The 22,402-nt window shown below is 68.2% G+C and carries 20 protein-coding genes and 4 pseudogenes; 9 read left to right on the forward strand and 15 right to left on the reverse strand.

Going from position 1 to position 22,402, the window contains the following annotated elements; translation table 11 throughout:
- Window positions 1–63: 63 nt before the first annotated feature.
- A pseudogene (locus tag G4Z16_RS32010) lies at window positions 64–391 on the reverse strand (VOC family protein).
- A 453-nt stretch (window positions 392–844) separates the two neighbouring features.
- Window positions 845–1,157 (reverse strand): annotated as a pseudogene (locus G4Z16_RS32015) (response regulator); the annotation flags it as partial.
- 87 nt (window positions 1,158–1,244) lie between these two features.
- Between G4Z16_RS32015 and G4Z16_RS32020 the strand changes: the two are divergent.
- Complete coding sequence (locus G4Z16_RS32020) at window positions 1,245–1,916, forward strand: M15 family metallopeptidase (protein ID WP_197354033.1); 672 nt, start codon at window positions 1,245–1,247, stop codon at window positions 1,914–1,916.
- A 423-nt stretch (window positions 1,917–2,339) separates the two neighbouring features.
- On the opposite strand, the gene G4Z16_RS32025 is transcribed toward G4Z16_RS32020, so the two are convergent.
- Complete coding sequence (locus tag G4Z16_RS32025) at window positions 2,340–2,663, reverse strand: beta/alpha barrel domain-containing protein (protein ID WP_197354034.1); 324 nt, start codon at window positions 2,661–2,663, stop codon at window positions 2,340–2,342.
- 592 nt (window positions 2,664–3,255) lie between these two features.
- Window positions 3,256–3,798, reverse strand: a complete 543-nt coding sequence (locus tag G4Z16_RS32030; RefSeq protein ID WP_197354035.1) for a tellurite resistance TerB family protein — start codon at window positions 3,796–3,798, stop codon at window positions 3,256–3,258.
- A 446-nt stretch (window positions 3,799–4,244) separates the two neighbouring features.
- Here G4Z16_RS32030 and G4Z16_RS32035 point away from each other — a divergent pair, with 446 nt between their 5' ends.
- Window positions 4,245–4,904 (forward strand): alpha/beta fold hydrolase, encoded by a 660-nt coding sequence (locus G4Z16_RS32035; protein ID WP_197354036.1) that lies wholly within the window; start codon window positions 4,245–4,247, stop codon window positions 4,902–4,904.
- Window positions 4,905–4,957: 53 nt separating this feature from the next.
- On the opposite strand, the gene G4Z16_RS33400 is transcribed toward G4Z16_RS32035, so the two are convergent.
- From G4Z16_RS33400 to G4Z16_RS32045, 3 genes and pseudogenes are all read right to left on the reverse strand, one after another.
- Window positions 4,958–5,257 carry a transposase gene (locus tag G4Z16_RS33400; protein ID WP_425508140.1) on the reverse strand — a complete coding sequence of 100 codons (300 nt, stop codon included), beginning with the start codon at window positions 5,255–5,257 and terminating at the stop codon, window positions 4,958–4,960.
- Window positions 5,258–5,300: 43 nt separating this feature from the next.
- Window positions 5,301–5,795: pseudogene (locus G4Z16_RS33405) on the reverse strand (transposase); the annotation flags it as partial.
- A gap of 60 nt (window positions 5,796–5,855) precedes the next feature.
- Complete coding sequence (locus G4Z16_RS32045) at window positions 5,856–6,116, reverse strand: ATP-binding protein (RefSeq protein ID WP_343070949.1); 261 nt, start codon at window positions 6,114–6,116, stop codon at window positions 5,856–5,858.
- A gap of 687 nt (window positions 6,117–6,803) precedes the next feature.
- Between G4Z16_RS32045 and G4Z16_RS32050 the strand changes: the two genes are divergently transcribed.
- The 5 genes from G4Z16_RS32050 to G4Z16_RS32070 all read left to right on the forward strand — a co-directional run bounded on the left by G4Z16_RS32050 (window position 6,804) and on the right by G4Z16_RS32070 (window position 13,663).
- A complete protein-coding gene (locus G4Z16_RS32050; RefSeq protein WP_197354038.1) occupies window positions 6,804–7,184 on the forward strand; it encodes a MerR family transcriptional regulator in 381 nt (126 codons plus the stop codon).
- Window positions 7,185–8,589: 1,405 nt separating this feature from the next.
- On the forward strand, window positions 8,590–9,672 hold the full coding sequence (locus tag G4Z16_RS32055; RefSeq protein ID WP_197354039.1) for a hypothetical protein: 1,083 nt from the start codon (window positions 8,590–8,592) through the stop codon (window positions 9,670–9,672).
- Window positions 9,673–9,871: 199 nt separating this feature from the next.
- Window positions 9,872–10,441, forward strand: coding sequence for a 2Fe-2S iron-sulfur cluster-binding protein (locus G4Z16_RS32060; RefSeq protein ID WP_197354040.1), 570 nt, complete (start codon window positions 9,872–9,874; stop codon window positions 10,439–10,441).
- Entirely contained in the window at window positions 10,438–11,421 is a 984-nt protein-coding gene (locus tag G4Z16_RS32065; protein WP_197354041.1) for an FAD binding domain-containing protein, read from the forward strand. Before G4Z16_RS32060 ends, G4Z16_RS32065 begins: the two co-directional genes overlap by 4 nt.
- A gap of 10 nt (window positions 11,422–11,431) precedes the next feature.
- Complete coding sequence (locus tag G4Z16_RS32070) at window positions 11,432–13,663, forward strand: xanthine dehydrogenase family protein molybdopterin-binding subunit (protein WP_197354042.1); 2,232 nt, start codon at window positions 11,432–11,434, stop codon at window positions 13,661–13,663.
- A gap of 202 nt (window positions 13,664–13,865) precedes the next feature.
- Here the strand turns inward: G4Z16_RS32070 and G4Z16_RS32075 are convergent.
- Together G4Z16_RS32075 and G4Z16_RS32080 are read right to left on the reverse strand one after the other, a co-directional pair.
- Window positions 13,866–14,896: pseudogene (locus G4Z16_RS32075) on the reverse strand (FAD-dependent oxidoreductase); the annotation flags it as partial.
- Complete coding sequence (locus G4Z16_RS32080; RefSeq protein WP_197354043.1) at window positions 14,889–15,404, reverse strand: MerR family transcriptional regulator; 516 nt, start codon at window positions 15,402–15,404, stop codon at window positions 14,889–14,891. The pseudogene G4Z16_RS32075 and the gene G4Z16_RS32080, both read right to left, overlap by 8 nt.
- A gap of 46 nt (window positions 15,405–15,450) precedes the next feature.
- Here G4Z16_RS32080 and G4Z16_RS32085 point away from each other — a divergent pair, with 46 nt between their 5' ends.
- Both G4Z16_RS32085 and G4Z16_RS32090 read left to right on the forward strand, forming a co-directional pair.
- Window positions 15,451–16,068, forward strand: coding sequence for a class I SAM-dependent methyltransferase (locus G4Z16_RS32085; protein ID WP_197354044.1), 618 nt, complete (start codon window positions 15,451–15,453; stop codon window positions 16,066–16,068).
- Window positions 16,069–16,275: 207 nt separating this feature from the next.
- Entirely contained in the window at window positions 16,276–16,743 is a 468-nt protein-coding gene (locus G4Z16_RS32090) for a hypothetical protein (RefSeq protein WP_197354045.1), read from the forward strand.
- Window positions 16,744–16,821: 78 nt separating this feature from the next.
- Here G4Z16_RS32090 and G4Z16_RS32095 read toward each other — a convergent pair whose 3' ends face one another.
- The 6 genes from G4Z16_RS32095 to G4Z16_RS33435 all read right to left on the reverse strand — a co-directional run bounded on the left by G4Z16_RS32095 (window position 16,822) and on the right by G4Z16_RS33435 (window position 22,275).
- Complete coding sequence (locus G4Z16_RS32095; RefSeq protein ID WP_197354046.1) at window positions 16,822–17,565, reverse strand: MBL fold metallo-hydrolase; 744 nt, start codon at window positions 17,563–17,565, stop codon at window positions 16,822–16,824.
- 35 nt (window positions 17,566–17,600) lie between these two features.
- Window positions 17,601–18,053 carry an SRPBCC family protein gene (locus tag G4Z16_RS32100; protein ID WP_197354047.1) on the reverse strand — a complete coding sequence of 151 codons (453 nt, stop codon included), beginning with the start codon at window positions 18,051–18,053 and terminating at the stop codon, window positions 17,601–17,603.
- Between the two features lie 316 nt (window positions 18,054–18,369).
- Window positions 18,370–18,975 carry a dihydrofolate reductase family protein gene (locus G4Z16_RS32105; RefSeq protein WP_197354048.1) on the reverse strand — a complete coding sequence of 202 codons (606 nt, stop codon included), beginning with the start codon at window positions 18,973–18,975 and terminating at the stop codon, window positions 18,370–18,372.
- A 321-nt stretch (window positions 18,976–19,296) separates the two neighbouring features.
- Window positions 19,297–19,971 (reverse strand): dienelactone hydrolase family protein, encoded by a 675-nt coding sequence (locus tag G4Z16_RS32110; RefSeq protein ID WP_197354049.1) that lies wholly within the window; start codon window positions 19,969–19,971, stop codon window positions 19,297–19,299.
- A 187-nt stretch (window positions 19,972–20,158) separates the two neighbouring features.
- On the reverse strand, window positions 20,159–21,994 hold the full coding sequence (locus G4Z16_RS32115) for a glycoside hydrolase family 43 protein (RefSeq protein WP_197354050.1): 1,836 nt from the start codon (window positions 21,992–21,994) through the stop codon (window positions 20,159–20,161).
- A gap of 203 nt (window positions 21,995–22,197) precedes the next feature.
- Window positions 22,198–22,275, reverse strand: a complete 78-nt coding sequence (locus tag G4Z16_RS33435; RefSeq protein ID WP_484600488.1) for a 50S ribosomal protein bL37 — start codon at window positions 22,273–22,275, stop codon at window positions 22,198–22,200.
- Window positions 22,276–22,402: the final 127 nt, after the last annotated feature.

Raw genomic sequence — 22,402 nt, forward strand, 5'->3', positions numbered from 1 at the left:
CGATCGATCAATTGCGGTCCGCCGAGCCACAGCGGTCCGGCTCTTGCTCACGGGGGCGCCCACCTATGGACCGTTGGCTTGAACGGTCGCGCCGAGCGCGGTGAGGCGTTGGATCTCCGCTCCTGGATCCAGCTTGCAGGTCCAGGTGCACGCGATTCTTCACGCGCTTGGCCTCTGGCACGAGTTGAAACCACAGACGAGGTCCTCCGTCTGCGCACTCAACGAGCACAGTGGGATCGTCTTCGGTGCTGGTGATCCCCACGGAGCGCAGGCGTGCGAGTTCCGCATCGTCGTAGGGCGCGACGGCATAGCCATCGAGGGCTGCCACCCAGAAGCGGGCCGTTGCCGCGGGGTGAGCGCAGTCGAAGACGATGTCATGGAGTCGCGCCATCCACCCATGATCTATACGCCTGACAGGCGATGTCATGCGGTTTTCGGCACCGAGCTCGTTGGGCTCAACGACAGCAGAGATCACTTACGGGACAGCCTTTAGCAACGCATTCCTGGGCAGTGCCGCGGTCGCTGGCCGCGCATCAACCCTTCGCCACGCACGGGGCGTTCCGCGCGATCGACGGCGGAGTCTTCGACACCGGACGGCTCCCGGAGCCCTATCGCGCTGCCTGCCTCGACGCGTGGTGCGACGCGCAGATCACCTACACCGTTCTGAGCTACCGCACGCCGATCTCGTGGGTGCTGGCGGACGGAGAGGTGATCACCCCGCCGGTGAAGTATTCCCCACCACCAGCAGCCACCAGGGCCTGCTGCACGCGCTCGAACAGCTGCCGGGCGACTTCCCCGAAGACACCCCCTGGCACCGGCCCTGGGCCCCGACCCAACCCGCCGGTTCGAAGGGCTTGGTGAGGTAGTCGTCAATGCCGAGTTCGAACCCGGAGGCCTTGTCGTCGAGACGGTCGGCCGCGGTGAGCATGAGGATGGGCATGTCGCTGCCGGAGGCGACGATGCGTTTGGCGATCTCGTCACCGGAGGGGAGGGGGAATGTCGCGGTCGAGGACGGCGATGTCGTAGGTGTTGATGTTCAGCAGTTCCAGAGCGGTGCCGCCGTCACCGGCGATGTCGGCGGCGATCGCTTCCAGGCGCAGGCCATCGCGGATGGCTTCTGCCAGGTAGGGCTCGTCCTCGACAATCAGTACACGCATGCTCCGAATGCTACGAGGCGGCGCATATCGTCCCCGTATCGAAAACCACATACGTGCCGGCAACGCCGCGCTGCCTTGACTGGTGGTATGGCTCGAACCTCACCAGCAGCACGAACAGCGCCCCGCCGGATTCGTCGGCTCCTTGTGGTCGGCCTGATAGCCGTCGTAGCGGTGATCACCGCAGCACTCGGCTACCAGGTGCGGGAGTCCTCGTCCTCCCCGACCGCATCACCATCCTCGTCCGCATCGCCGCCCGTCGGCACTCCGCACGGCGACCACAAGCGTGCAGACCGCAAGGGTGCACTGGGCGCGGCTGACGACGCCGCCCCTGAGGGCGTGACTGGGTTTGACGACGGGGATGCCGGCGTGGCCAACCTCGACCCCGATCTGCTCCGGGCCCTGCGCGAAGCGGCGGCGGATGCCGCTGACGACGGCGTCGAGTTCCACGTCAACAGCGGCTGGCGTTCCCCCGAGCGTCAGAATCAGATTCTTCGCGAGGCGGTTTTGAAGTACGGCTCGGAGGAGGAAGCTGCCCGATGGGTTGCCACAGCGGACACGTCTCCTCACGTGTCGGGGGACGCGATCGACATCGGGCGCTCGAAAGCCGCGGCGTGGCTGTCCCAGCACGGAGCCGAGTACGGACTGTGCCAGATCTACAGGAACGAACCCTGGCACTACGAACTGCGCACCAAAGCGATCGACGGTGGTTGCCCGCGCATGTATGCCGACCCCACCCAGGACCCGAGGATGCAGCAGTGACCGCCCGATGCTCGGTGGCGGGCTCTGATGCCTGCCGACGAGAACGCCTCCGGGCGGAAGGCCATGGCGATGTCCGGCGCAACGGTGCCGAACACATCGAGCAGCGTGCAGACCGGTGGACCCACGCCCTGCCGGCCTGCTGAAGCAGCGGGTGAACGAACCCCACGGCAGGTTTGTCCCCTGTCTCGGAGCCCGAAGCGCGGACTCGGTTAGCCTCTCTCGTCCGGCCCCAACTGATAGGCCCACGGGCACAGAGCGCGCGCCGGAGCAGTCTCGGGGTTGGCACCTTGCGAGTTCCGGACCAGCCCGGACGTCCCGGTGACACCGATACGGGACCGGCCTGTGACGAGGTCAGGGCGCCGGCCACTCGGCGGTCGCAACGTCATGGCGGGTGCCGCCGCGGGCGACGAACGAGGTCGGCGGTCAGCTGGTCGTCTCCGTCACCAGCCGCATCGCCGTCCGAAGCCGGGTCAGGTCGACGCCGGTGGCGATGCCGACGCTGTCGAGCAGGTGGACGAGGTCCTCGGTGGCCATGTTGACCAGGACGGTCCGGTCTCCGGGGAACCACAGGTCGCCGCCGAGGCCGGCGGTCGCGCTCTCCAACCAGTCGGCCCCGCTCGCGAGTTCGGCGAGCGCGTTGGCGGGCGCGAACCCGTTCCGGTTGTGCAGGTGCACGCCGACGCCGATGCCGGGATGGCGAGCCCTGGCCCGGCGTACACCGTCGTCCACCTGGACCGGATCTTCCATCCGAGCAGTACGTACACCCGTGGTTCCCGGCCCCAGGCAATCCGACCGACACCATCCGCGATACGTACGCATCCACCAAGGCCCGGTGCTCCGGGCTCCAGCGCGCAGCAGGGCAACGGGACCTACGGGGTCGGGTCACGCCGGTCGCAGCACACGTCCCGGCGCCAACTGATCTGCCAGCCGCGGATTCACCACCGGCAACCAAAGACGACCGGCGCTGCGAGGCGGTATCCCTGCGATACCGCCTCGAGGCGTTGCTGCTCCCGGCACATGCCTGCGGGCGCGTGGGGGGTGAGCCACGGCTGCGCCTGCGTTGGGGCGGCAATCACGCGGCCCGGGTCCGCGGCTGATCGCACCTGCCTCCTCCATCATCACCAGGTTGTCACCGTTTGGCCGAGATAGTTGTCATCAACCTTGCTTGTTCGCGACATCTGTCACGCGCTTGATCTTTTCCCGCGCTCCCTTGGCGGGTCAGCACCAATGGTCGAGTTGGGGATTATCTCTGCAGCGGGTCACGTTGAGGCGCGGTGAATCTTGCCCGCTTCGGTAACCGATCGTCGATTCATACGTTTCGTGACCCGAGCCGGGAAAGTCAGAGCTGGAACTCGGCTGGAGGCACTTGCAGTGTTGTGCAGGCTTCCCGGATGATCGTCTGCTCGGCCGGGGAGAAGTCGCCGTCGGCACCCGCGATGACAATGCCGGTCTGAACCACGGCCCTTGCTTCGGCCGGCTTCTTGGCGGCCTTGGCGATCTCCTGCATCGCATCAGCCTTGCCCTGCGCGAAGTTCTGCGTCAGCTGGTCCACGTGCTTGTTGAAGCGCTGCCGCAACTGTTCCGGCGGGAAGTTCTGCAGGACGTCGTTGCTGAGGATCATCGACTCGACGCGCTGCCGCTCGGCGGGGTCCACATGACCGTCCGCGGCCGCGACCAGCGCACACATCGCCATGCTCGCGTCCCGGTAGGCGCCGCTCTTCAGTTCAGTCTTAAGGGAGCCGAGCTGCGTCTTCAGCGCGCTGACCAGTTGCGCACGTGAGCCACCTCCGGCGCCGCTACCGCTGCTTCGCCCTCCGGTTCGTCCTCCCTGGGACTGCTGCAGAGTCCTGGCCTGATCCTTGAGCCGGTCCCACATTGGCATTGAGTCACCTCGATATTCGTCTCAGTCATCGGTTGCGAACGCCGCTCGCACGCTTACCGTCCCAACGCCTGCACCCGGTTAAAGGTTCCGCAAAGTACCCCGGCCCGGCTTTCGTTCGGCGCCCTGTCCGCCACGGCTCCGGCCCCGATGCAGGACCGCCGTGGGCGGGGTCATCGCTTAGGAGCTCATCTCAATTGGCGCGTTGGCGGTGTATTGGACGGTGGACAACGCCAGGGGCACTGCAGTTCCCTGCGCGACCCAACGGCGTGCTGACGGTCGAGGCTAGGCTCATCGCCTGACGTGCCGATCATGGGAGCGCTTAGATGCCGGTTGCCGTTGCTGCCGATGGATACAAGCTGTGGTACGACGTCGTCGGGGGCGAGGAGACGCCGACTATCGTCTTCCCGGCTCGATTCCGTGCAGAATTCGCAGCCCTGGGAGCTGCGTTGGCCGATCGGTATCGCGTCGTCCGGTACAAGCCCCGGCAGGTCGTGGGGGAGATGGAGGCCGAGGACGAGGCGGGCGGTCCGTGGGAGCCGTCGACGTGGACCCACTATCCCCTGGAGATGGAGGTCGCCGACCTGCACGCCGTGGCGGATGCGGCCGGGGTGGGGGACTTCGTGCTCGCCGGTTATTCGGGCATGGCCGCGCTGGCGGGCTTTCTGGCGCCGGTGAGCGACCGCGCGCGGGGGCTCGTGGTCGGAGGGTTCCCGCTGCTGGCGAGTTGCGACTACTGGCTGGGTTTCGAGGAAGGGGCAAGGGCGGCCCTGATCCAGGCCGGGATGCAGGACAAGGCGGCGGTTCATCACCTGGGCCGTTTGCTGTACCGGGAGTGGGGAAGCCGGGATGACCGTGCGGCTCTAGCCGCTCTGCCAGGGCCGAAGGTCCTGTGGTACGGCAGCCGGGACTGCGAACCGGGCTGCCGGATGTACGACTTCGTGGGTGGCGCGGCTATCGCTCGCCATATCCGTGCGCACGCCGACGAGTTGCGTGCGGCTGGGTTCGAGCTGATCGAGGTCGAGGGTCAGGACCACATCGGGGCTTTGGCCACAACGGATGTGATCGCCCCTGAGCTGTCCGTCGTGCTGGACAAGGCCGACTGGTAGGTCGGCCCGAGCGTCAGGCTTCGGAAGGTGAGCTGTGATGCCGACTGACCGCCCTATCTGGCGAGTCGCCGGTAGCAGATGAGGGCCGCGGCGATGCCAGCGAAGGCTAGGAAGTGCTCGGCTTTGCGTTCGTAGCGGCGGTGCAGGCGGCGACAGCCGGACAGCCAGCTCACGGTGCGCTCCACGGTCCACCGGTGGCGTCCCAGCCGCTGCGAGGGCTCGATACCCGTGCGGGCGATGCGCGGGATGATGTTCCGGCTGCGGAGCCATTTCCGCAGGCGATTGTAGTCGTAACCCTTGTACGCATGGAGCTTGGCGGGGCAGCGTCGGCGCGGTCCTCGGCGGGATACCACGGACGAGGGGCTCCAGGCCCTGACTGTCGTGGGTGTTCGCTGCGGAGATTCCGATTGATAGGGGCAGACCGGTCCGCTCGGTGATCAAGTGGATCTTTGAGCCTTTCTTGCCCCGATCCACTGGATTCGGGCCCGTCAGGTCCCCCCTTTGAGCGCCCTCATGTTCACCGAGTCGATCGCGCATCGCGACCAGTCCAGATTCCCGCGTGCTCCGAGCGTCCAGGACGAGTCGGTGCAGCTTGCCCCATACCCGCGCGGCACTCCACTCGGTGAAGCGGCGGTGCGCGGTCGGTCCGGACGGGCCGAAGACCGGCGGCACTTGCTGCCACGTGCAGCCCGTCGTGGCCACGAACACGATGGCGGCCAACACCTCCCGATCCCCGTGGCGCCGTCGGCCACCGCCCTGCGGCCGGACAGGCGCCGGGGGCACCACTCGTTGGAACAACCCCCACAACCCGTCCGGGACCAGACGCTCCACCATCGCCATCACGGCGACAGCCCAATGATCGTCAATTGAGATCAACTCTAAGGCGGGCATGGATGGTCTTGCCCTGTCCGGGGCCGGGGGTGATGGTGACGTCGCCGGTGAGGCGGCGGATCATGTGCCATCCGAAGCCGCCGGTGCCGTCGTTGAGGCCGGGGTGCGTTCGCGCGGCGGCGCCGGGTTGAGGTCGCTGACGGCGACGTTCACCGCGTCGGCGGTGGCGCTGAGGTGGAGGGTGTAGTGGCCGCCGCCGTGGCGCAGGGCGTTGGTGGCGAGTTCGGAGACCACCAGGGCCAGCGTTTCCGCGGTCCCGGGGGCCGGGGCCGGGTTGAGGCTGTCGGCGAAAGCACGGGCGACGTGGCGGGTGCGGGGGATGCCGACAGGGCTGTCGTCTTCAAGGACGACGGGGGCCTGCGGGCTGTCGTGCTGATTGTCGTCGTGTCGTTCATGCGCTCACGCCCCTGGGTCGGTCGTGTCGCCGGGTTCGGCTCGTGCCCACTGGGCCGGGCCTCAATCCCTGACACCACTCTTCCGGGTGCGTATAGAGCAGAAATCCCATCACTGCCCATGGAGAAAATCTATCACGGCGAGAGTAGACATGGTTGGGTGCAGGGGTTAACGTCTTCCTCGTAGCCAAGAGGTCGAAGAGGGCACGGCAGAGATGAACTGCCGTGCAAGCAGGTCAGGAAGGATGCGGAACGGCAGTGGAGTGGCGGGGCCGGAAAGGGTGGGTCCCATCACTGGCTGCCGGGCCGAGCGACCCCAGGGGTCGCATGCAACACCCGCGATATCCAGCAGTACAGCCGAGTAACCGAACGAGGTAAGGAGCAGACGCCATCGGGATCGCCCGGGCGAAGCGAAAAACCGCTCGGGTACCGCAGGCCCCGGATTGGAAGGTGGTCCTCGGTCACGCAGCCGCGATCCTCGCTCGTCCGCCCTCCGAGGCGGACCAGCGGAACAACAAGGCCGGCGCAGTCAGCCGGTAGATGGTGTTGAAAGCTCGGGGCCCGGGTGCCAGTACGGCACCCGGGCCCCCCGACGCGCCCCCGAAAGAAGAGGTCTATGCCCCCTCGCACTTCCCACCCCGTCGACAAGTTCGACGACGACGACTACCCCGCCTACACCATGGGCCGGGCCGCCGACATGCTCGGCACCACCCCCGCCTTCCTCCGCAGTCTCGGCGAGAACCGACTGATCACCCCGCCGCGCTCCGCAGGCGGCCACCGCCGCTACTCCCGCTACCAACTACGCATCGCCGCCCGCGCCCGAGAACTCGTCGACGCCGGCACCCCCATCGAAGCCGCCTGCCGCATCATCATCCTCGAAGACCAACTCGAAGAAGCCCAGCGCATCAACGAAGAACTGCGCACCCGCGACACCACCTCGCAACGACGTTCCGCGACCGACCGGCCCGAGTTGACCCCCGCTGCGGGCACGACCTGACCCCGCCACGACAACCACTGCCCGGGCCCCGGAACGTCCTCGCTGGCCCGGGCTGGCTCCCGCCCGGCACAGTTGGGCCACCAGGTTGTTGAAACACCTTCGGGCTCAGAATCGTGAACGCGACCTCTCCAGGATGTCTCAGGCACTGTGGTCACACCGACCGCAAACAAAGATCATCAGAACTGTAAAGACCTCTCACGGGACGAGCCTTAACGTCGCGACTGTGACTGTGCCGAGGGTGCGGCGGTGTGGCTTCTATAGCGAGCGAGCATCTTCCCGAGCGAGGAGGCTGCTGGCACATCCAGCGCCGACTGGCTGATCTCGCGACAGACGGACACGGTGGCCCAGGATCTTCGCCCCACAGGGGCGGCTGACCGCTACCACGCCCTGCTGTGCACTCTTCTCGGCGGAGCGGCTGCCTGCGCCCGGGGGCGGTAAGCCACGTCGGAGGAGTTCGCCCATGGCAGACGCGAAGGCCGCCCCCGGAGCTGGAGATCTCATAGTCAGCGTGGGGCTATTGGGGGCCTCGCTCGGAAGCGGCGTCGGTGCAGCGTTTGCGAACGCCGCTGGAAACCGACAGCTGTTCACCCTCAGTGCTTGTTGGCTCTTCATCCTGCCGACAGTGGGGCTTCTGCTCCGTCGAGGGCTCGCGTCACACAAGCATGGAAGCGGTGACAGCCAGCATGAAAAGTGCGAGGTAGTGACAAAGCGAACGACCAATCAGTTGCAAGCACGCTGGTGAAGGTCGCGTGCGTCGCTTACCTCGCGTTTGTCTCGGGAGTGGGCCTCAGATTCTGGATCTGGGGGCCTGTTGCGCTGGGTGCGCAGGAGCCCAGTTAGCAAATCATTAGCAAGCCCTCCGGCCAGCGGTGAGTGAATCGTCGGATGACGGCTACGTACGGTCACCGACGGAAGCTCTTCGGGATCTTGTCGTCCGGAGTCCAGCGGGCCGGAATGCTGCAAGTGAGGGCGGGGGGGGGGTAGTCCTGACGCTCTCGATGCTGGACCTGGTAAGCGAGACAGTGGACCCACGCGGACAAGGCGCACCAGCTCAAACAAATCCGGCTGACGCGGATGCATTCGTGCTATAGCTCCTCACGTTGCTGAACCGACCAATCGCGACCACCCCCGGTCAAACGATGCTTTCACTGCTAAGGGACTCGGTATCCGGGAGTCCGGGGTCGTCGCTGCGTCCTCGGGATCGGAGCGAGACGTGAGACGGCACGGCGTTGGGGCGTCGAGAGGGGCCTCCGCGGGGAACGGCACGTCCAGTACGGCTTCGTCAGCCACCGGCGAGCGGGCCCGGGGTTACGTCGGGACTCCGCCGCTGCCAGGTCGGCCCCCGGTAAGCGCACCGGCCCCAGGAATGGGTGCGCCGGCTCCCGCTCCCGGGCGGGGGCAACCCATGATCGGCCTCGCCGGGCTGGCCGTTCTCCTGCCGCTGTTCTTCTTGCTGGCCTTGGGTGCCGGTGGGCCGGTGACGTCGCTCAAGGTTCTGGCCCCGCTCACCACCTTCGGCCTTCCGGTCATCGCGACCATTGCCTTCTGGTGGGAGGACTGGCCCGGCAGCACATTACGTGCGGGCTGGTCCGGGCTGACGGACACGCTGATCGCCATCCCGGCAGCGATCGTTCTCACTCTCCTCGGCCAGGCCGTCGTCGCCGGATCCGACGCACACGCCCTGTTCGACCCGGAGCCGGGTTCCGGGCACGTGGAGACCTTCCCCCACACCTTGCCTGTCGCTGCCGGGGTGTTCACGGCGATCCTCCAGCTGACGCTGGTGTGCGAAGGCTGGCCCTTCCGCCGGCTCGGCCGCCTCACCTCGGGCGTCGCGGCACTCGCGGTTGCCTGGGGCATCGGGGCCGGCGCCTACCTGCTCCTGGTACACCTCGACACGGAGGCGGAGAACGGACTCCGCGATCCCAGTGGGCCCGTTTCGTCCGAGGTCTACGGCGCGTGGCTCACCGCCCTGGGCGCCTGGCAGTTGGTGTTCTACGTGGTCCTGCGCGGATGGCCTTTCACGAGCGTGAAGCGTAAATCCGTCCGCATTCCGGTGGCCAATGTGGCCGTGATCGCCTGTGCCTGGGCCTCGTACCTGCTGCTGCGTCATGCTCTGGACATGCCGGTAGGGCGGGTTACCGCGGCCTGCGGCTGCGGCGTCGCGTCCCTCTTGCTCGTGGCGATGCTTTTCGACCGCTGGCCGTGGACGCAGCTGAGTCCACTACCCGGCCGTACCGGGGTGGTGGCTACCTCGATCGCCGTGGCAGGACTGATGTATTGGGCCCTGTACGCGTACGCGGACACGGTGAACTGGGGACGTGTGCACCCGGATGGCTGGGTGTCCTACAGCGCCCTGAATGGCATCGGCATGGCGGTCATCCTGCACGTGGCCATCTGGAAGCGATGGCCGGTGGTACTCCGGTCGAGTTCAGGACCGCCCGAGGGCGATGGCCCTGACTCCCGGCCCAGGCCGGACGCCCAAAGCTGACTTCGGACGGCAGTGCTGGCCGACCGGTCGAGCACCCGCCGCCGCACCGCTGTTCCGGAAGCCGCACTCCTGTCAGGACTCCGCGGAGGCCGGTCAGCAACCGCCCGCGGACCGAACACCAGGATCGCGACTCGCTCGGCGTGGCGGCTCAGGCGTGGCAGGGCGCTCATTCGATGATCGGTGAGGAAGGTGGGCTGTGATGAGCGATTCAGGGACGGACGCCGCGGAGCGAGCTCAGGACGACGGGGACAGGGGCTTGGCGATCAAGTTGAGCGTCAACGGTCAGGTTCGGCAGCTTGAGTTGGACCCGCGGGTCTCGCTGCTGGACGCGCTCCGCGAGCATCTACGACTGGGCGGGACGAAGAAGGGCTGCGATCACGGACAGTGCGGCGCGTGCACGGTGCTGATCAACGGTCGGCGCGTCTGTTCATGTCTGACGCTTGCCGTGATGCACGAGGGCGACGAGATCGTCACGGTCGAGGGTTTGGACGGGGTCAAGGGCCTGCACCCCATGCAGCGGGCATTCGTTGAGCATGACGGCTTCCAATGCGGCTATTGCACGCCCGGCCAGATCTGTTCGGCTGTCGGCATGCTCTCAGAGGTGGAGGCGGGATGGCCCAGCCACGCGACCGCTGACGTGGCGTCATCACGCATCGAGTTGAGCGACGAGGAGATTCGGGAGCGCATGAGCGGCAACGTCTGCCGGTGCGCCGCCTATCCGAACATCGTCGCGGCCATCCGCGACGCCGCGCAGGGAGGTCCGGCATGAGGTCCTTCACCTACGAGAGAGCGATGACCGCGCACACCGCCCTCGACGCAGTGTCCAAGACCGGTGCGAAGTTCATCAGCGGCGGCACCAACCTCCTCGACCTGATGAAGCTGGAAATTGAGAAGCCAGGGCATCTGGTCGACATCAGCAGGCTTCCGCTGCGGGACATCGAGGACCTCCCCGATGGCGGACTGCGCATCGGAGCCCAGACGGCGAACTCCGACCTTGCCGCCCACAGTCACGTGCGAAGCCGCTACCCGGTGCTGTCGCAGGCGCTGGTCGCCGGCGCGTCGGGGCAGCTGCGCAACAAGGCCTCCACCGGCGGAAACCTGTTGCAGCGCACTCGCTGCCCCTACTTCTACGACACTGCCGCGGGCTGCAACAAGCGGGATCCCGAGGCCGGATGCGCGGCGATCGGAGGTTTCAACCGGATCCACGCGATCCTCGGCGCCAGCAGCTCCTGCATCGCCACGCACCCCTCGGACATGGCCGTCGCGATGGCCGCACTGGATGCGGAGATCGAACTGCTCGATGCCGAGCAGGCGGTACGCCGCGTGCCCGTCACGGAATTCCACCGGCTGCCGGGCGATACGCCGCACATCGAGACAGTGCTGCGGCCCGGGGAAATGATCACCGGTGTGCTCCTGCCTCCACCCCCTCCGGGCCGGCAGATCTACCGCAAGGTGCGGGACCGGGCGTCGTACGAGTTCGCGTTGGTCTCCGTAGCGGCCGTCCTCTCCACCGAAGGAGGGACGATCAGCCAGGCGCGAGTGGCCTTCGGAGGCGTGGCCCACAAGCCCTGGCGATCCGTTGAGGCGGAGGACGCTCTGACAGGCCGGCCCGCCACAATGGCCACCTACCGCGCAGCAGCCGAGGCAGCCATGCAGGACGCGGTGGGCCAGGGGCACAACGACTTCAAGATCGAACTGGCCAAGCGCACGCTGTCGCGCACACTCGCGCAAGCGGCCCAGGCAGGCTGAGGAGACGCATGTGATCGGACAGGCTCTGAACCGCGTCGACGGCCCGCTGAAGGTCGCCGGCCGCGCCACCTACGCCTACGAGCACTGGGTGGAGACACCACCGCTGTACGGATTCATCGTCGGGGCCACGATCGGCAAGGGCCGGATCGCGCGGATCGACACCGACCACGCCGAGAGCGCCCCCGGTGTCCACCACATGGTGATGACGCATCACAATGCAGCGGCCCAGGGACCCCGCGACGAGTCCATCGCGGTGGAGTACTGGCGCGCCAAGCCCGCGCTGACCGGGCCGGAGATCCACCACTACGGTGAGCCGGTGGCGCTGGTCGTCGCCGCCACCTTCGAGCAGGCCCGGGCGGCGGCCGAGCTGGTCGAAGTGGAATACGCCGCCGAGCCAGGACGATTCGACTTCAGCACTCACATGGACGAGGCGTACGCCCCGGCGTTGGTCGGCCCCGGTATCCCTGCCGATACCGCCGTCGGTGACGTCGACGCGGCGTTCGAGGCCTCAGCGGTGAAAGTCGATCAGGTTTACACGACGCCCTACGAGCTGTCCATGCCGATGGAGCCGCACGCGTGTCTGGTGGAGCCGCGGGGCGAGGACCTGACGGTCTACGTCAGCTCCCAGGTGGTCGACGCTGCGCAGGCCTCGCTCGCTGCCACGCTCGACATCGACCCCGCGCGCATCCACATCGTCGCCCCCTACATCGGCGGGGGGTTCGGGTCCAAGCTGAACATCCATGCGGAGACGGTCTTGGCGGCGCTCGCCGCTCGCGCACTGGACCGGCCCGTCAAGGTGGCACTCACGCGGCAGCAGGTCTTCCACCTGACCGGCCTGCGCCCCACATCCAGCCAACGGGTCCGGCTGGGCGCGGCGCGCGACGGGCGGCTGACGGCGATCGCCCACGACGTCACCATGCACACCAGACCCGACATGGAATACGGGGAGCCGACGGCCGGCACCACCCGCAGCCTCTACGCCGCGCCCAACCGGTCCACGACCCACCGCCTGGCACCGCTCGATCTGCCGCAGGGGGAGGACGTCCGCGCTCCCGGCGAAGCCCCGGGGCTGCTCGCGGTCGAGTCCGCGATGGACGAGCTGGCCCATGAGCTGGGGATGGACCCAGTCGAGCTGCGGATCCGCAACGAGCCCACCGTCGATCCCGAGCGGGATGTGCCCTTCAGCGAACGGCGCTTGGTCGAGTGCCTCCGCGAAGGAGCGCGCCGGTTCGGCTGGGAGCGTCGCCCTACGACGCCCGCCAGTGTCCGTGACGGCCGGTGGCTGGTCGGCTACGGCATGGCGGCCGGCATCCGCGGACACTTCCAGCAGCCGACAGCGGTGCGCGTGCGGATGGAGGCCGACGGGACCGTCGTGGTGCAGTCGGACATGACCGACCTCGGTACCGGCACCTACACGGTCCTCACCCAGGTCGCAGCGGAGGCGCTCGGACTGACGCCGGATCAGGTGCGAGTCGAACTGGGGCACTCCGACTTTCCCGCCAGCTGGGGGTCCGGCGGTTCTTGGGGCGCCTGCAATTCGAGTACCGCGCTCCACCGCGCGTGCCGTGCCCTGCGCGAGAAACTGCTGTCGACGGCGAAGGACGACGCCCGGTCCCCCATGTACGGCCTGGACCTGGCGGAGGCACAGTTCTCCGGTGGCGAACTGAGGGTCGAAGGCAGGTCCGAGCCGATGAGGGAGATCGTCGCGCGCAACCACCCTGACGGCGTGGAGGCGGAGGGCGAGATCCCGCTCATGGCAGATGAGCCGAACTACACGGACTACTCGATCCACACCTACGGCGCCCACTTCGCCGAGGTGGGCGTCGACGCCGACACCGCCGAGATCCGGCTCCGCAGGATGCTGGGCGTGTTCTCAGTGGGCCGGGTCCTCAACGCCAAGACCGTCCGATCGCAACTGCTCGGCGGCATGATCTGGGGTTTCGGAGCGGCCCTGCAGGAGGAGGCCTTCGTGGACCCCCGGACCGGCGCCATCGCCACCCGGGACCTCGCGCAGTACCTGGTGCCGGTGCAGGCTGACATCCCCGACCTCGACGTCACTGTGCTGGACGGGCACGACGACAAGGCCAACGTCCTGGGCTCGAAAGGCGCCGGGGAGCTGGGCATCTGCGGGGCCGGCGCTGCCATCGGGAACGCGGTCTTCAACGCGACCGGCATGCGCGTACGCGACTTCCCCATCACGCTCGAGAAGGTGCTTCCCGGTCTACCACCGATGGAAGCCTGAACCGGTGGCGTCCGAGGGGCGGTGAATCCCGCCGGACCACGAGGCTGAACTCGCGGAGTCGTGGGGGATGACCGTCGTCCATTCCAGCCGTCGACAACGCCTGCGCCGCAAGGTTCCAGGACACGGCTATGCGCGCTGCTGATGATCCGCGCGACCGCCGCCAACGACACCGCGGCCAGACCCCGGTCGGCGACGATCGCGACTCGGTGACGGTGCGCAGCGCCCGTATGCGGCGTGACTCGCGCACGTAGGGGGCCTTGGCCAGGCCGTCCGCGGTCCCTGTGACGTCGGGTCGTAGTCGGAGGCCGGGGAAGCCGGTGCCGCCGTCCCTGCGCGGTGCTTCGGTCTGCAGCCAGCGCAGCAGCGACAGGCTCAACTCCCGTGCCTGGCCCAGATGTTGGGCCGCCTCCGGGTCGCTTGTCTCCACGATCGGGCCCAGCCAGTAGTCGTTCATCGGCCAGTTCACCAGTGTGATGTCGGAGCCGAAGGAGCCGGGGGTGTGCAGACCGGCGGCGAGGATGCGGCGGAACATCCACAGTTCCCGGTCGCCCATGTCGCGTGTGGGGTCGGCGAGTTCGTCGATGGGGTCGCCGGGCGGGTTCGGGTCCAGTCACCGTTCGTAGGGCTCCAGGGTGCTGGGCACCGGGGCCCGGAATCCCAGCAGGGGGCCGGGCCAGAAGTCCGGCTGGTAGGTGCGCCAGTGTTCGTAGGAGGCGGGGCGGTCGATGGTGTGGTCCTCCCCGTCGTGGTGGGAGAGGGCGAACGTCACGGTGAAGCTTTGGATGTTGGCCGGCTGCGCCTCGGTCGGTGCTGCGGTTCGCCGTGCTCGTCGGCGCCCTCGGCTCCGATGACGAACTCGGCGCCCGCGGCCGGGAGCACATCGCCGTGCTCGGTGGCGTCCAGGAAGAACGGGGCGCAGACAGAGAGGGCCTCGCCGTCGGGCCCGGCGACCTGCAGGGCTTCCACCCAGTTTCCGTCGCGGACGGCGGCGGTCACGCGGTGACGCAGGAGTACTTTCAGGCGCTGCGCCGCGACGTGTGGGGCGGTGCAGCCGAACTGCTCGATCCAGGGGTGCTCGTCCGGGGGCACGGCCTGTGAGGTGAGCTGAACCCCGAGCCAGTCCATCTCCTCGATCAGCAGCACCCGGTGTCCGCGGCGGCACGCGGCCAGCGCCGCCGCGACACCTCCCAGGCTCCCGCCGGCGACGACGAGGCCCACTCGTAGCTCACGCATGCCTGCCGTGCTCTCCTTCTGCACTGGTGTGGCTGCACCGCACCGGCTGCGGCCAGGAGAGTGCCTTTCCAGGTGGGGGCACTTCATGACCGTGCTCGGCGGCGAGTTCCTCGAAGGAGACACCGGCGAGAGCGCGCTCGAGGGTCTCGACCATGAACGGGCAGCCGGTGACGGGGTGTTCGGCCGGGCATTCCAGCGCGTGCCGCAGGAAGTGCCGCGCCCCCTCGGCCTGCGCGATCAATGCCTCCAGCGCGGCAAGGGTTCCGTTCACGGTCTGGCGCCATTGGGTGCCGGAGTCCTGCAGGACGGCGCGGGTGTCCTCCAGGCTGAGTCCCAGACGCCGCATGAACTGCACGAATGCGAGCATGTGGAGTTCTTGCGGCCCGTACATGCGCTTGCCGCCACGGCGGGCGGCCGGCGTCACGATGCCCCGCTCCTCGTAGTAGCGCAGTGCCGAGGTGGCCATGCCGACTCTGCGGGCCGCTTCGCCGATTTCCACGAGTTCCATAGGCGTCATTTGACTTCAAGCCGACTTGAAGCGCCAGGGTGGCGCCATGAACAGCGACACGCACTCGTGGGCCGTCGGCGGGCCCGTGACTTCGCCTTTCGCCCGTCCCGCCGGGGTCCTGGGGCGCCTGGCCGGGAGGTTCATGCTGTGGACCAACAAGCAGGACGACGTACTGGACCTCCTCGACGTCCAGCCGGGCGATGCGGTGCTGGAGATCGGGTACGGGCCGGGCGCCCTGGTGCGTCTGCTGTCCGCGCGTACCGGGGCCGCGCAGATCCGCGGCGTTGACCCGTCACCGGAGATGCGCCGAGCCGCGTCTCGCACGAACCGTGCGGCCGTGCGTGAGGGGCGGGTCGTCCTAGGTCTGGGCACGGCGGCGGAGACGGGCGAGGCGGGCGGCAGCGCGGATCGTGTGGTGTGTGTCAACAACGTTGCCCTCTGGCCCGATCTGGAGGCCGGGGTACGGGAGGTGCACCGGGTGCTGCGTCCGGGAGGGCAGGCCGTCATCGCGTGGCACGGCGGCAGCGCGCCGGGCCGCATCGCGCGGAGTCTGTGTCTGCCGGAGGAGCAGCTGGAGCGTATCGAGGAGGCCCTGCGCGGTCTGTTCTCCGCAGTGGAACGCCGTCAGCTGCGCAGCCTGGTCGCCTTCACCGCCGTGCGCTGAACTCCCGGGCAACACATGGCGGGTTGGGGTTTGTGCTTCTCGCGTCGGCCATCCGGCTGGATGATGGGGAGCGGGCGGCGGCCTTCGCTGCCGTCGTCGGGAACATCGGGGGGATGCGTGCCGGGCACACCGGACAGGTCGAACGCGGGGTTCAATGGTCCCGAGAGGCGCTCCAACCTGCTCATTGTCACCGTCTTCTGTGGGAGCGTGGTCGCCCTTCTCATCGGGGCGGTGGGTTTCCTGGTCCACTACATGATCAAGACACCCGCTTCGCCGTATCAGGTGGCCTTCTCGACGGTCGGCGAGGCCTGCTCGAAGGATCCGGACTCCGGAATCAAAGGGCTCGTTCTCGACCGCAAGAGCGGGGAACTGCTCTACTGCGGTCTGGTCCCCGGGATCGGGGGAAGCCCGGCAGGTTCAGGCGGGAAATTCACGGGAGCTGAGACCGCCCGGGTCATCGGACTCGCGAAATCCCTCGCGGCCAAGGATGGCGTGAGCGGAGAGGACGAAGACGCGGTGGAGCGTCTGGCTGCCGACATCGGCCGGGGTCACGGTTTTGAACCACCCTCTCTGGCCGAGCGGGTGACCGCTGCCGCCGGCCCCTACGGCCTCGGCACCGGACTGGTGCTTCTGATCGGTCTCGGCCTCTGGGGCCACTACACGCAGGAGCAGTAGCCCGGAGCAGAGTGACCCGGAGCAGGCACCCGGTCCGGGGCTGCCCGACTGGGACGGAAACGCGGACCGTGACGGAGGTCAGATGGTGATGGCCAGCCCGTCGTGGGCGATGTCCCATCCGCTCAGGTCCGCCTCCAGTGCGGTGGGGGAGAGGTGGGTGAGGATCAGGCGCCGCGTCTCCAGCCGGCCGCGCTGCCCCTCGAGCGTGGCGAGGTCCATGTGCCAGCGCACCGGGCCGGGGGCGTAGCCCTCGCAGAGGAACAGGTCGGTGCCTTGGGCGGCGTCGAGGAGTGCGTCGGTCCATTCGGTGTCGCCGGAGTAGGCGATACATGCCCCGTTGTCGGCGTCTTCCACACGAATCGCATACGAGGGCGCTCCCGAGGCGTGACGCACCTCGAAAGGAACCGCCGTGAACCGGCCGGTCACCCTGAGGGTGCGCTCCTGGTGCTCCAGGACACGCACCGCGAAGCGGCGGGTCACCTGCGTCGACCCGGGGAAGCTGGCTTCCATCGCCTCTTCCAGGCGCTGCTGCGTCCCCGGCGGGCCGATGACCGTCAGGTCGATGCTGCGGCGGCGGAACTGCCCGTCCAGGATCAGGAACACGATCCCGCCGAAGTGATCCCCGTGGAGGTGGGTGACCAGCACCGTCTCGATCCGGTTCAGGTCGAATCCCTGCTGCTTGAGCGCGACGGCGCTGGTGGCGCCGCAGTCGATGAGCGTGTGGGAGGCCGCCTGGGTATCGTCGGGTCCGAGCGCGATGCAGGTCTGGAAACGCCCTCCCGATCCGAACGCGTCACCGCTGCCGACGACCGTGACTCGCATGCCTACCGACCCCTTCTGTGCTGCGTGTGGCCTGTCTACTGCGTGCTGTTGTCGAGCAGGCCGGCCAGGCGTCGCAGGGCTTTTTGGTTGGCGCGTCGTAGCAGCCATCTGATCAGGGGAGCGGCCAGCCGTTCACTCAGGGGCGCAGTCTGCCAGGAGTACTTGAAGAAGATCCGAGTGCCGCCGCCTGGAAGCTCGTTGAGGAGATACGTGCCGTGGGCGACTCGCCGTCCGCCGGCGCCGGTGTTGCGCTCGGTGATCCGCAACGGGCGCTGCGCCGCGACAACTTCGATGTCGATGCTCTCGCTGCCGCCCGCGACGACAGCCGTCACGCGGGCCGTGGCTCCAACACCGCGCGCGGGTCCGGAACAGTCCCAGTTGCGCAGCATATGGTTGGTGAACTCCTCGTGCGCCGCGAGGACGTCGAGGACGTCGTAGACCTCTTCCCGCGGCTGGGGCACCTCGATGTGTACAATGACCGGTCGCACGGGCCTCATCGTAGTCAGTGCTCGGGGCCCACCCCGGTGTGGCGACGGCATGCGGGCCTCAGCCGTGTTGCACAGCTGGTTGGCCCCGTGCCAGAGCCGCGCCAGCGGCTCGGTGGGCATGGGCAGCGTCCGCACTGCGGCGTAGAGGGCCCAACCCTCGGTCCGGGCGCGAAGTCGGCGTCCCACATCGTCCCGGCGCCCAGCGCCATCACTGCCTTGGTCGGCTCAGGCGCCAGGTACGTGACGACCGTGATCGGTCGACCAGTTGGAAGAGGCGGCCGGCGGTGCGTTCGACACCTGCGGACGGGGCGACTTCTCACGCAGGGGCGCCGAGCGGCGGATGCTCGAGCACGCGTGGCTTGTACTCGACCAGCTGGATGCGGCCGTCGAAGGTCCGGTGCTCGATCATCTCGAGGGCGACGTCCGGGTAGCCGTCGTAGATGCGTTCTGCGCCCGTGGCCCCGGTGATCACCGGGAACATCCCGACCCGGAAGCGGTCGACGAGTCCGGCCCGTAGCAGGGACCGGCACAGGCTGAGGCTGCCGATCGTGCTGAGGAGCCCCGAGCCGTTCTCCTTCATGGCGCGCACCGTCTCGACGGCGTCGTCGCGGACGAGCGTGGAGTTGGCCCACGTCAGTGGCTCCTCGAGCGAGGAGGAGAACACCACCTTGGACGCTTGCGTGAGCTCGTCGACGGACGCCTCTTCTTCGGCCCTGAACTCGTCTTGGCCACTCGGGACCTCGCCGGCGGCGAAGCCTGACATCAGACGGTAGGTGTTCGCTCCCATGAGGTAGGTGACCTCGGGCTGCTCGCCGAGCCAAGCGAGGTACTCCGGGCCCTCGAGGCCCCAGAACCCGGGCCAGCCCTCTCCCGATGCGTTGCCGTCGAGGGAGGTGATGAAGTCGACGAGAAGCTCTGACATGGCAGTGTCCTTCCTCGGGTGTCACGAGCTTCGACCTGCCGCGGGCCACGAACTCATCGGGTTCGTTCGGTTCTTTCGATGACAGGTCGGCCATGGATCCGAAGGCCGATGATCCAGATCACGCTGACAAGCGCAGTGAGAGAACTGGAGATCATGAGACCAGTGCGGCACTGCACCAGTGGTGTTGAAGAGCACAGAACCCTAAGAGATTCATACATCCAGACAAATCAGGCAAGAAGAGTGGCACGACCCTCAACTTGCAGAACCCCCTGACCACCCAAGATCATTTTACGCCGCCAATTCAACCCACAAGAATGTGGGTTATCGGGGGTTGTTGCGGTTGAGTTGGGTTTCTGCGGCGTGGAGGAACCATTCGTGGGCTGCGGCTGCGACCTGTTGCAGTGCGCCTGGCTCTTCGAAGAGGTGGGTGGCGCCGGGGATGATGTGGATCCGGTGTTCGGGGTGGAGGTGTTGTGCGGCGTCCTGGTTCAGTTGTAGTACTTGTTCGTCGTGTCCGCCGACCAGCATGAGTACGGGCACGTTGACGCGTTCCAGCGTGTCTCCGGCCAGGTCGGGTCGTCCGCCGCGTGAGACGACCGAGACGATGGGGCCGGATCGTGCTGCGGCGGCGACCAGTGCCGCCGCTGCGCCGGTGCTCGCTCCGAAGAGGTGTACTGGGAGTGCCTCGGTGACCGGGTACTTGCTGAGCCAGTCGACGCTTGCCACGGTCCGCTCGGCGAGGAGGGCGATGTCGAAGCGGTACTGGCCGGTCACCGCGTCGGTGCGCTCCTCCTCCTCGCTGAGGAGATCGGTCAGCAAGGTCGCCCAGCCTTGCCGCCGCAGGTCCTCGGCGACCGCGCGGTTGCGGGGGCTGTGGCGGGAACTGCCGCTTCCGTGGACGAACAGCACGACACCGCGCGGGGAGGGGGGTACCTCCATGTCGCCCGGGAGTTCCACACTGCCGGGCACCGCCACCGAGACCGTCTCCGAGATCATCAGCGCTTTCCCTTCGGGTTCGTGGTCCTTTCGGGTTCGTGGTTCTTGCCTTCCGGGGTAGCCGTGCTGCGGCCGTGTCATGCACGGACGGGAGCGCTGTACGGCGGCGGGCGCGCCGGACCGTCCGAGGGGACGGCCTGGCCCTGGCCGTGTCCGTGTCCGTGTACCGGCGGGGCGGCCGTGGCGCTCAGCGCTTGTAGAGGCGGAAGTAGTCGAACTGTGCCGTTGCTCCCTTCCCGCCCATCGAGGCCAGCCCGAAGCGCAGCCGCTCTCCGGCGGGAACCGTCCACGTGCCGCCCGCGATCCACTTCTCCCCGTCACGGCTGGTGAAGGCCTGGACGCGGTGCTCGCCGCTGCCGGAAGCGGTGGTGTGCTTCAGGCGCAGCCAGGTGGTGCGCGCCGGCGGGCCGACGGACGTGGAGCCGTACGCGATGTCATCGGCGTAGGGCTCCTCCTTGCCGTACTCGGTCTGCCGGGTGTTCCAGATGGCGGCGTGCGCCAGGCGCAGATACCTGTCGTCGCCGGCGTAGGCGACCAGCCCGGCCTGCTGATAGTTCCGGACGGTCTGCTCGCCCAGGTCGATGGTCAGCTTCGTCTCCACGGTGAAGTCGCCGCGTGGCACCTCCCGCAGCATCAGCGACGCGGTGTTCTCGTCCTTGTGCAGCTCGGCGTCCTGCGTCGGCCACACGTAGCGGCCGCCGGTCACCCGACCCGCGGGCTCGCGCACCCACTCCCATCCGGGGCCGGGCTGCCCGCCGTCGAACTCGTCGCTGCGGGAGGGGTCCACACGGCCCGGCCGCGGGACCACTGAGCCGGCGCCCTGTCCGCCGTCGGAACGCTGAACACCCTTGCCCGCAGCTGCCCTTGGCGAAGCGACGGGCGCGAGCTGCCTGCCCTCCGAAGCCCCCTTGCCTCCCCGCACGGCGGGCCAGCCGCCGCTCCAGTCGAGGCGGTCGATGAGCATCGGACGGCGATTGACGCCGAAAGGTTCGTCGAGATACGGCTCGGCGCGGTCGATGGCGTGGTAGGCCATCCAGTCCTGCCCGGCGAAGTCCTTCACCACGGCGTTGTGCCCGGTGCCCACCCACCGGTTGCCGTTGGGCGTGAGCGCGATCGTCCCGCCCGTCCGTGAAGCGGTCAGCGGCGCGCCTTCCCGGTCCGTGAAGGGACCCCGCACCGACCGGGAACGGCCGACGAAGACCGAATAACCGGTCGTCGGACCGGCGCAGCAGTCACCGGACGACGCGAACAGATACCACCAGCCGCCCCGCCGGATGACGTAGGCGCCCTCGAAGCGATTGTCCGTCGCGACCTTCGTGGGGCGGCCCTTGGTACGGGTGCCGTCGCCGGACAGCTCCGTCACCTCGATCCCGCCGTAGTACGAGCCGTAGTACAGATAGCGCCGCCCGTCCGGGGCCTGGACGTGTGCCGGGTCGAACGTCCACAGGAAGTCGTCCTGCCCGCCGCTGCCGTGCCGGGGCGCGACCACCGGTTCGTCGTGGCTCTTCCAGGGGCCCGCCGGGCTCGGGGCGGTGGCCACGCCGATGGCGCTGTCGTCCTGCTCGCCGGTGACCTTCGTCTGCGTGGCGACGAAGTAGAGCCAGTAGCGGCCGTCGTGGTAGCTGATGTCCGGCGCCCAGTAGGCCGCGTCCCTGGCCGCCCATTCCGGTTCGTTGTGCTCACCGAGCGCGTCGTTGACGTACGACCAGTGCACCAGATCCGTCGATCGCGCAACGGGCAGCGAGTGCGGCTTGCCCTCGCCGCTGCGCAGCGGATCCGTGGTTCCCAAGGCGTACCAGTAGCCGTCCTTGCCGCGTATGACGGCGGGATCGGCGAAGGTGTCGGCGAAGCCGCGCGAGACCGGATTGACGTAGGTGTGCCGGGAGCCGGCTCCTGCCGCGGACGGCCGCGGGTCGGCGGAGGCGCTGGAGCCGAACGCCTGCGGCAGGCCGGCGGCGATGGCGAGCAGGGCCAGGCCTGCCACTGCCTGGCGGATGCGGGATCCGGCTCTCCGTGCTGTCACTTGTCCTCCCGGACGCTGTCGGCGGCAGAGCATGTGTACTGCGTCGCTACAACGTTGTAAAGACGGGAGGCGGTGACTGTTGCGCCGGCGGCGCACACCGCCCGCACACACAGGCGGCCGCCCACCGCTCGTTCCCGTGCGGTGGACGGCCCTTCAGCGCCCCGTGCGGCCGGGATCCGGCCCGGCCTGCGTGGGACGGATCCTCAAGTCTGAGGCTTGCGGCCGTGGTTGGCCGCGTTCTTGCGACGTGCCTTCTTCTTGCGACGGCGCTTCGACGACATGTCGACTCCTCTCTGAAGTGATGTGTCTTGGGCGGGTCCGTGCACAGCGGATCACGATCACGTGAGCACGTACCCGGCTACGAGGACACCATCCACGCCCACAGCACCCCGCACCGGGTCCCGCGCC

This window comes from Streptomyces bathyalis, from assembly GCF_015910445.1.
In the GTDB taxonomy this organism is placed as follows: Bacteria; Actinomycetota; Actinomycetes; order Streptomycetales; family Streptomycetaceae; genus Streptomyces; species Streptomyces bathyalis.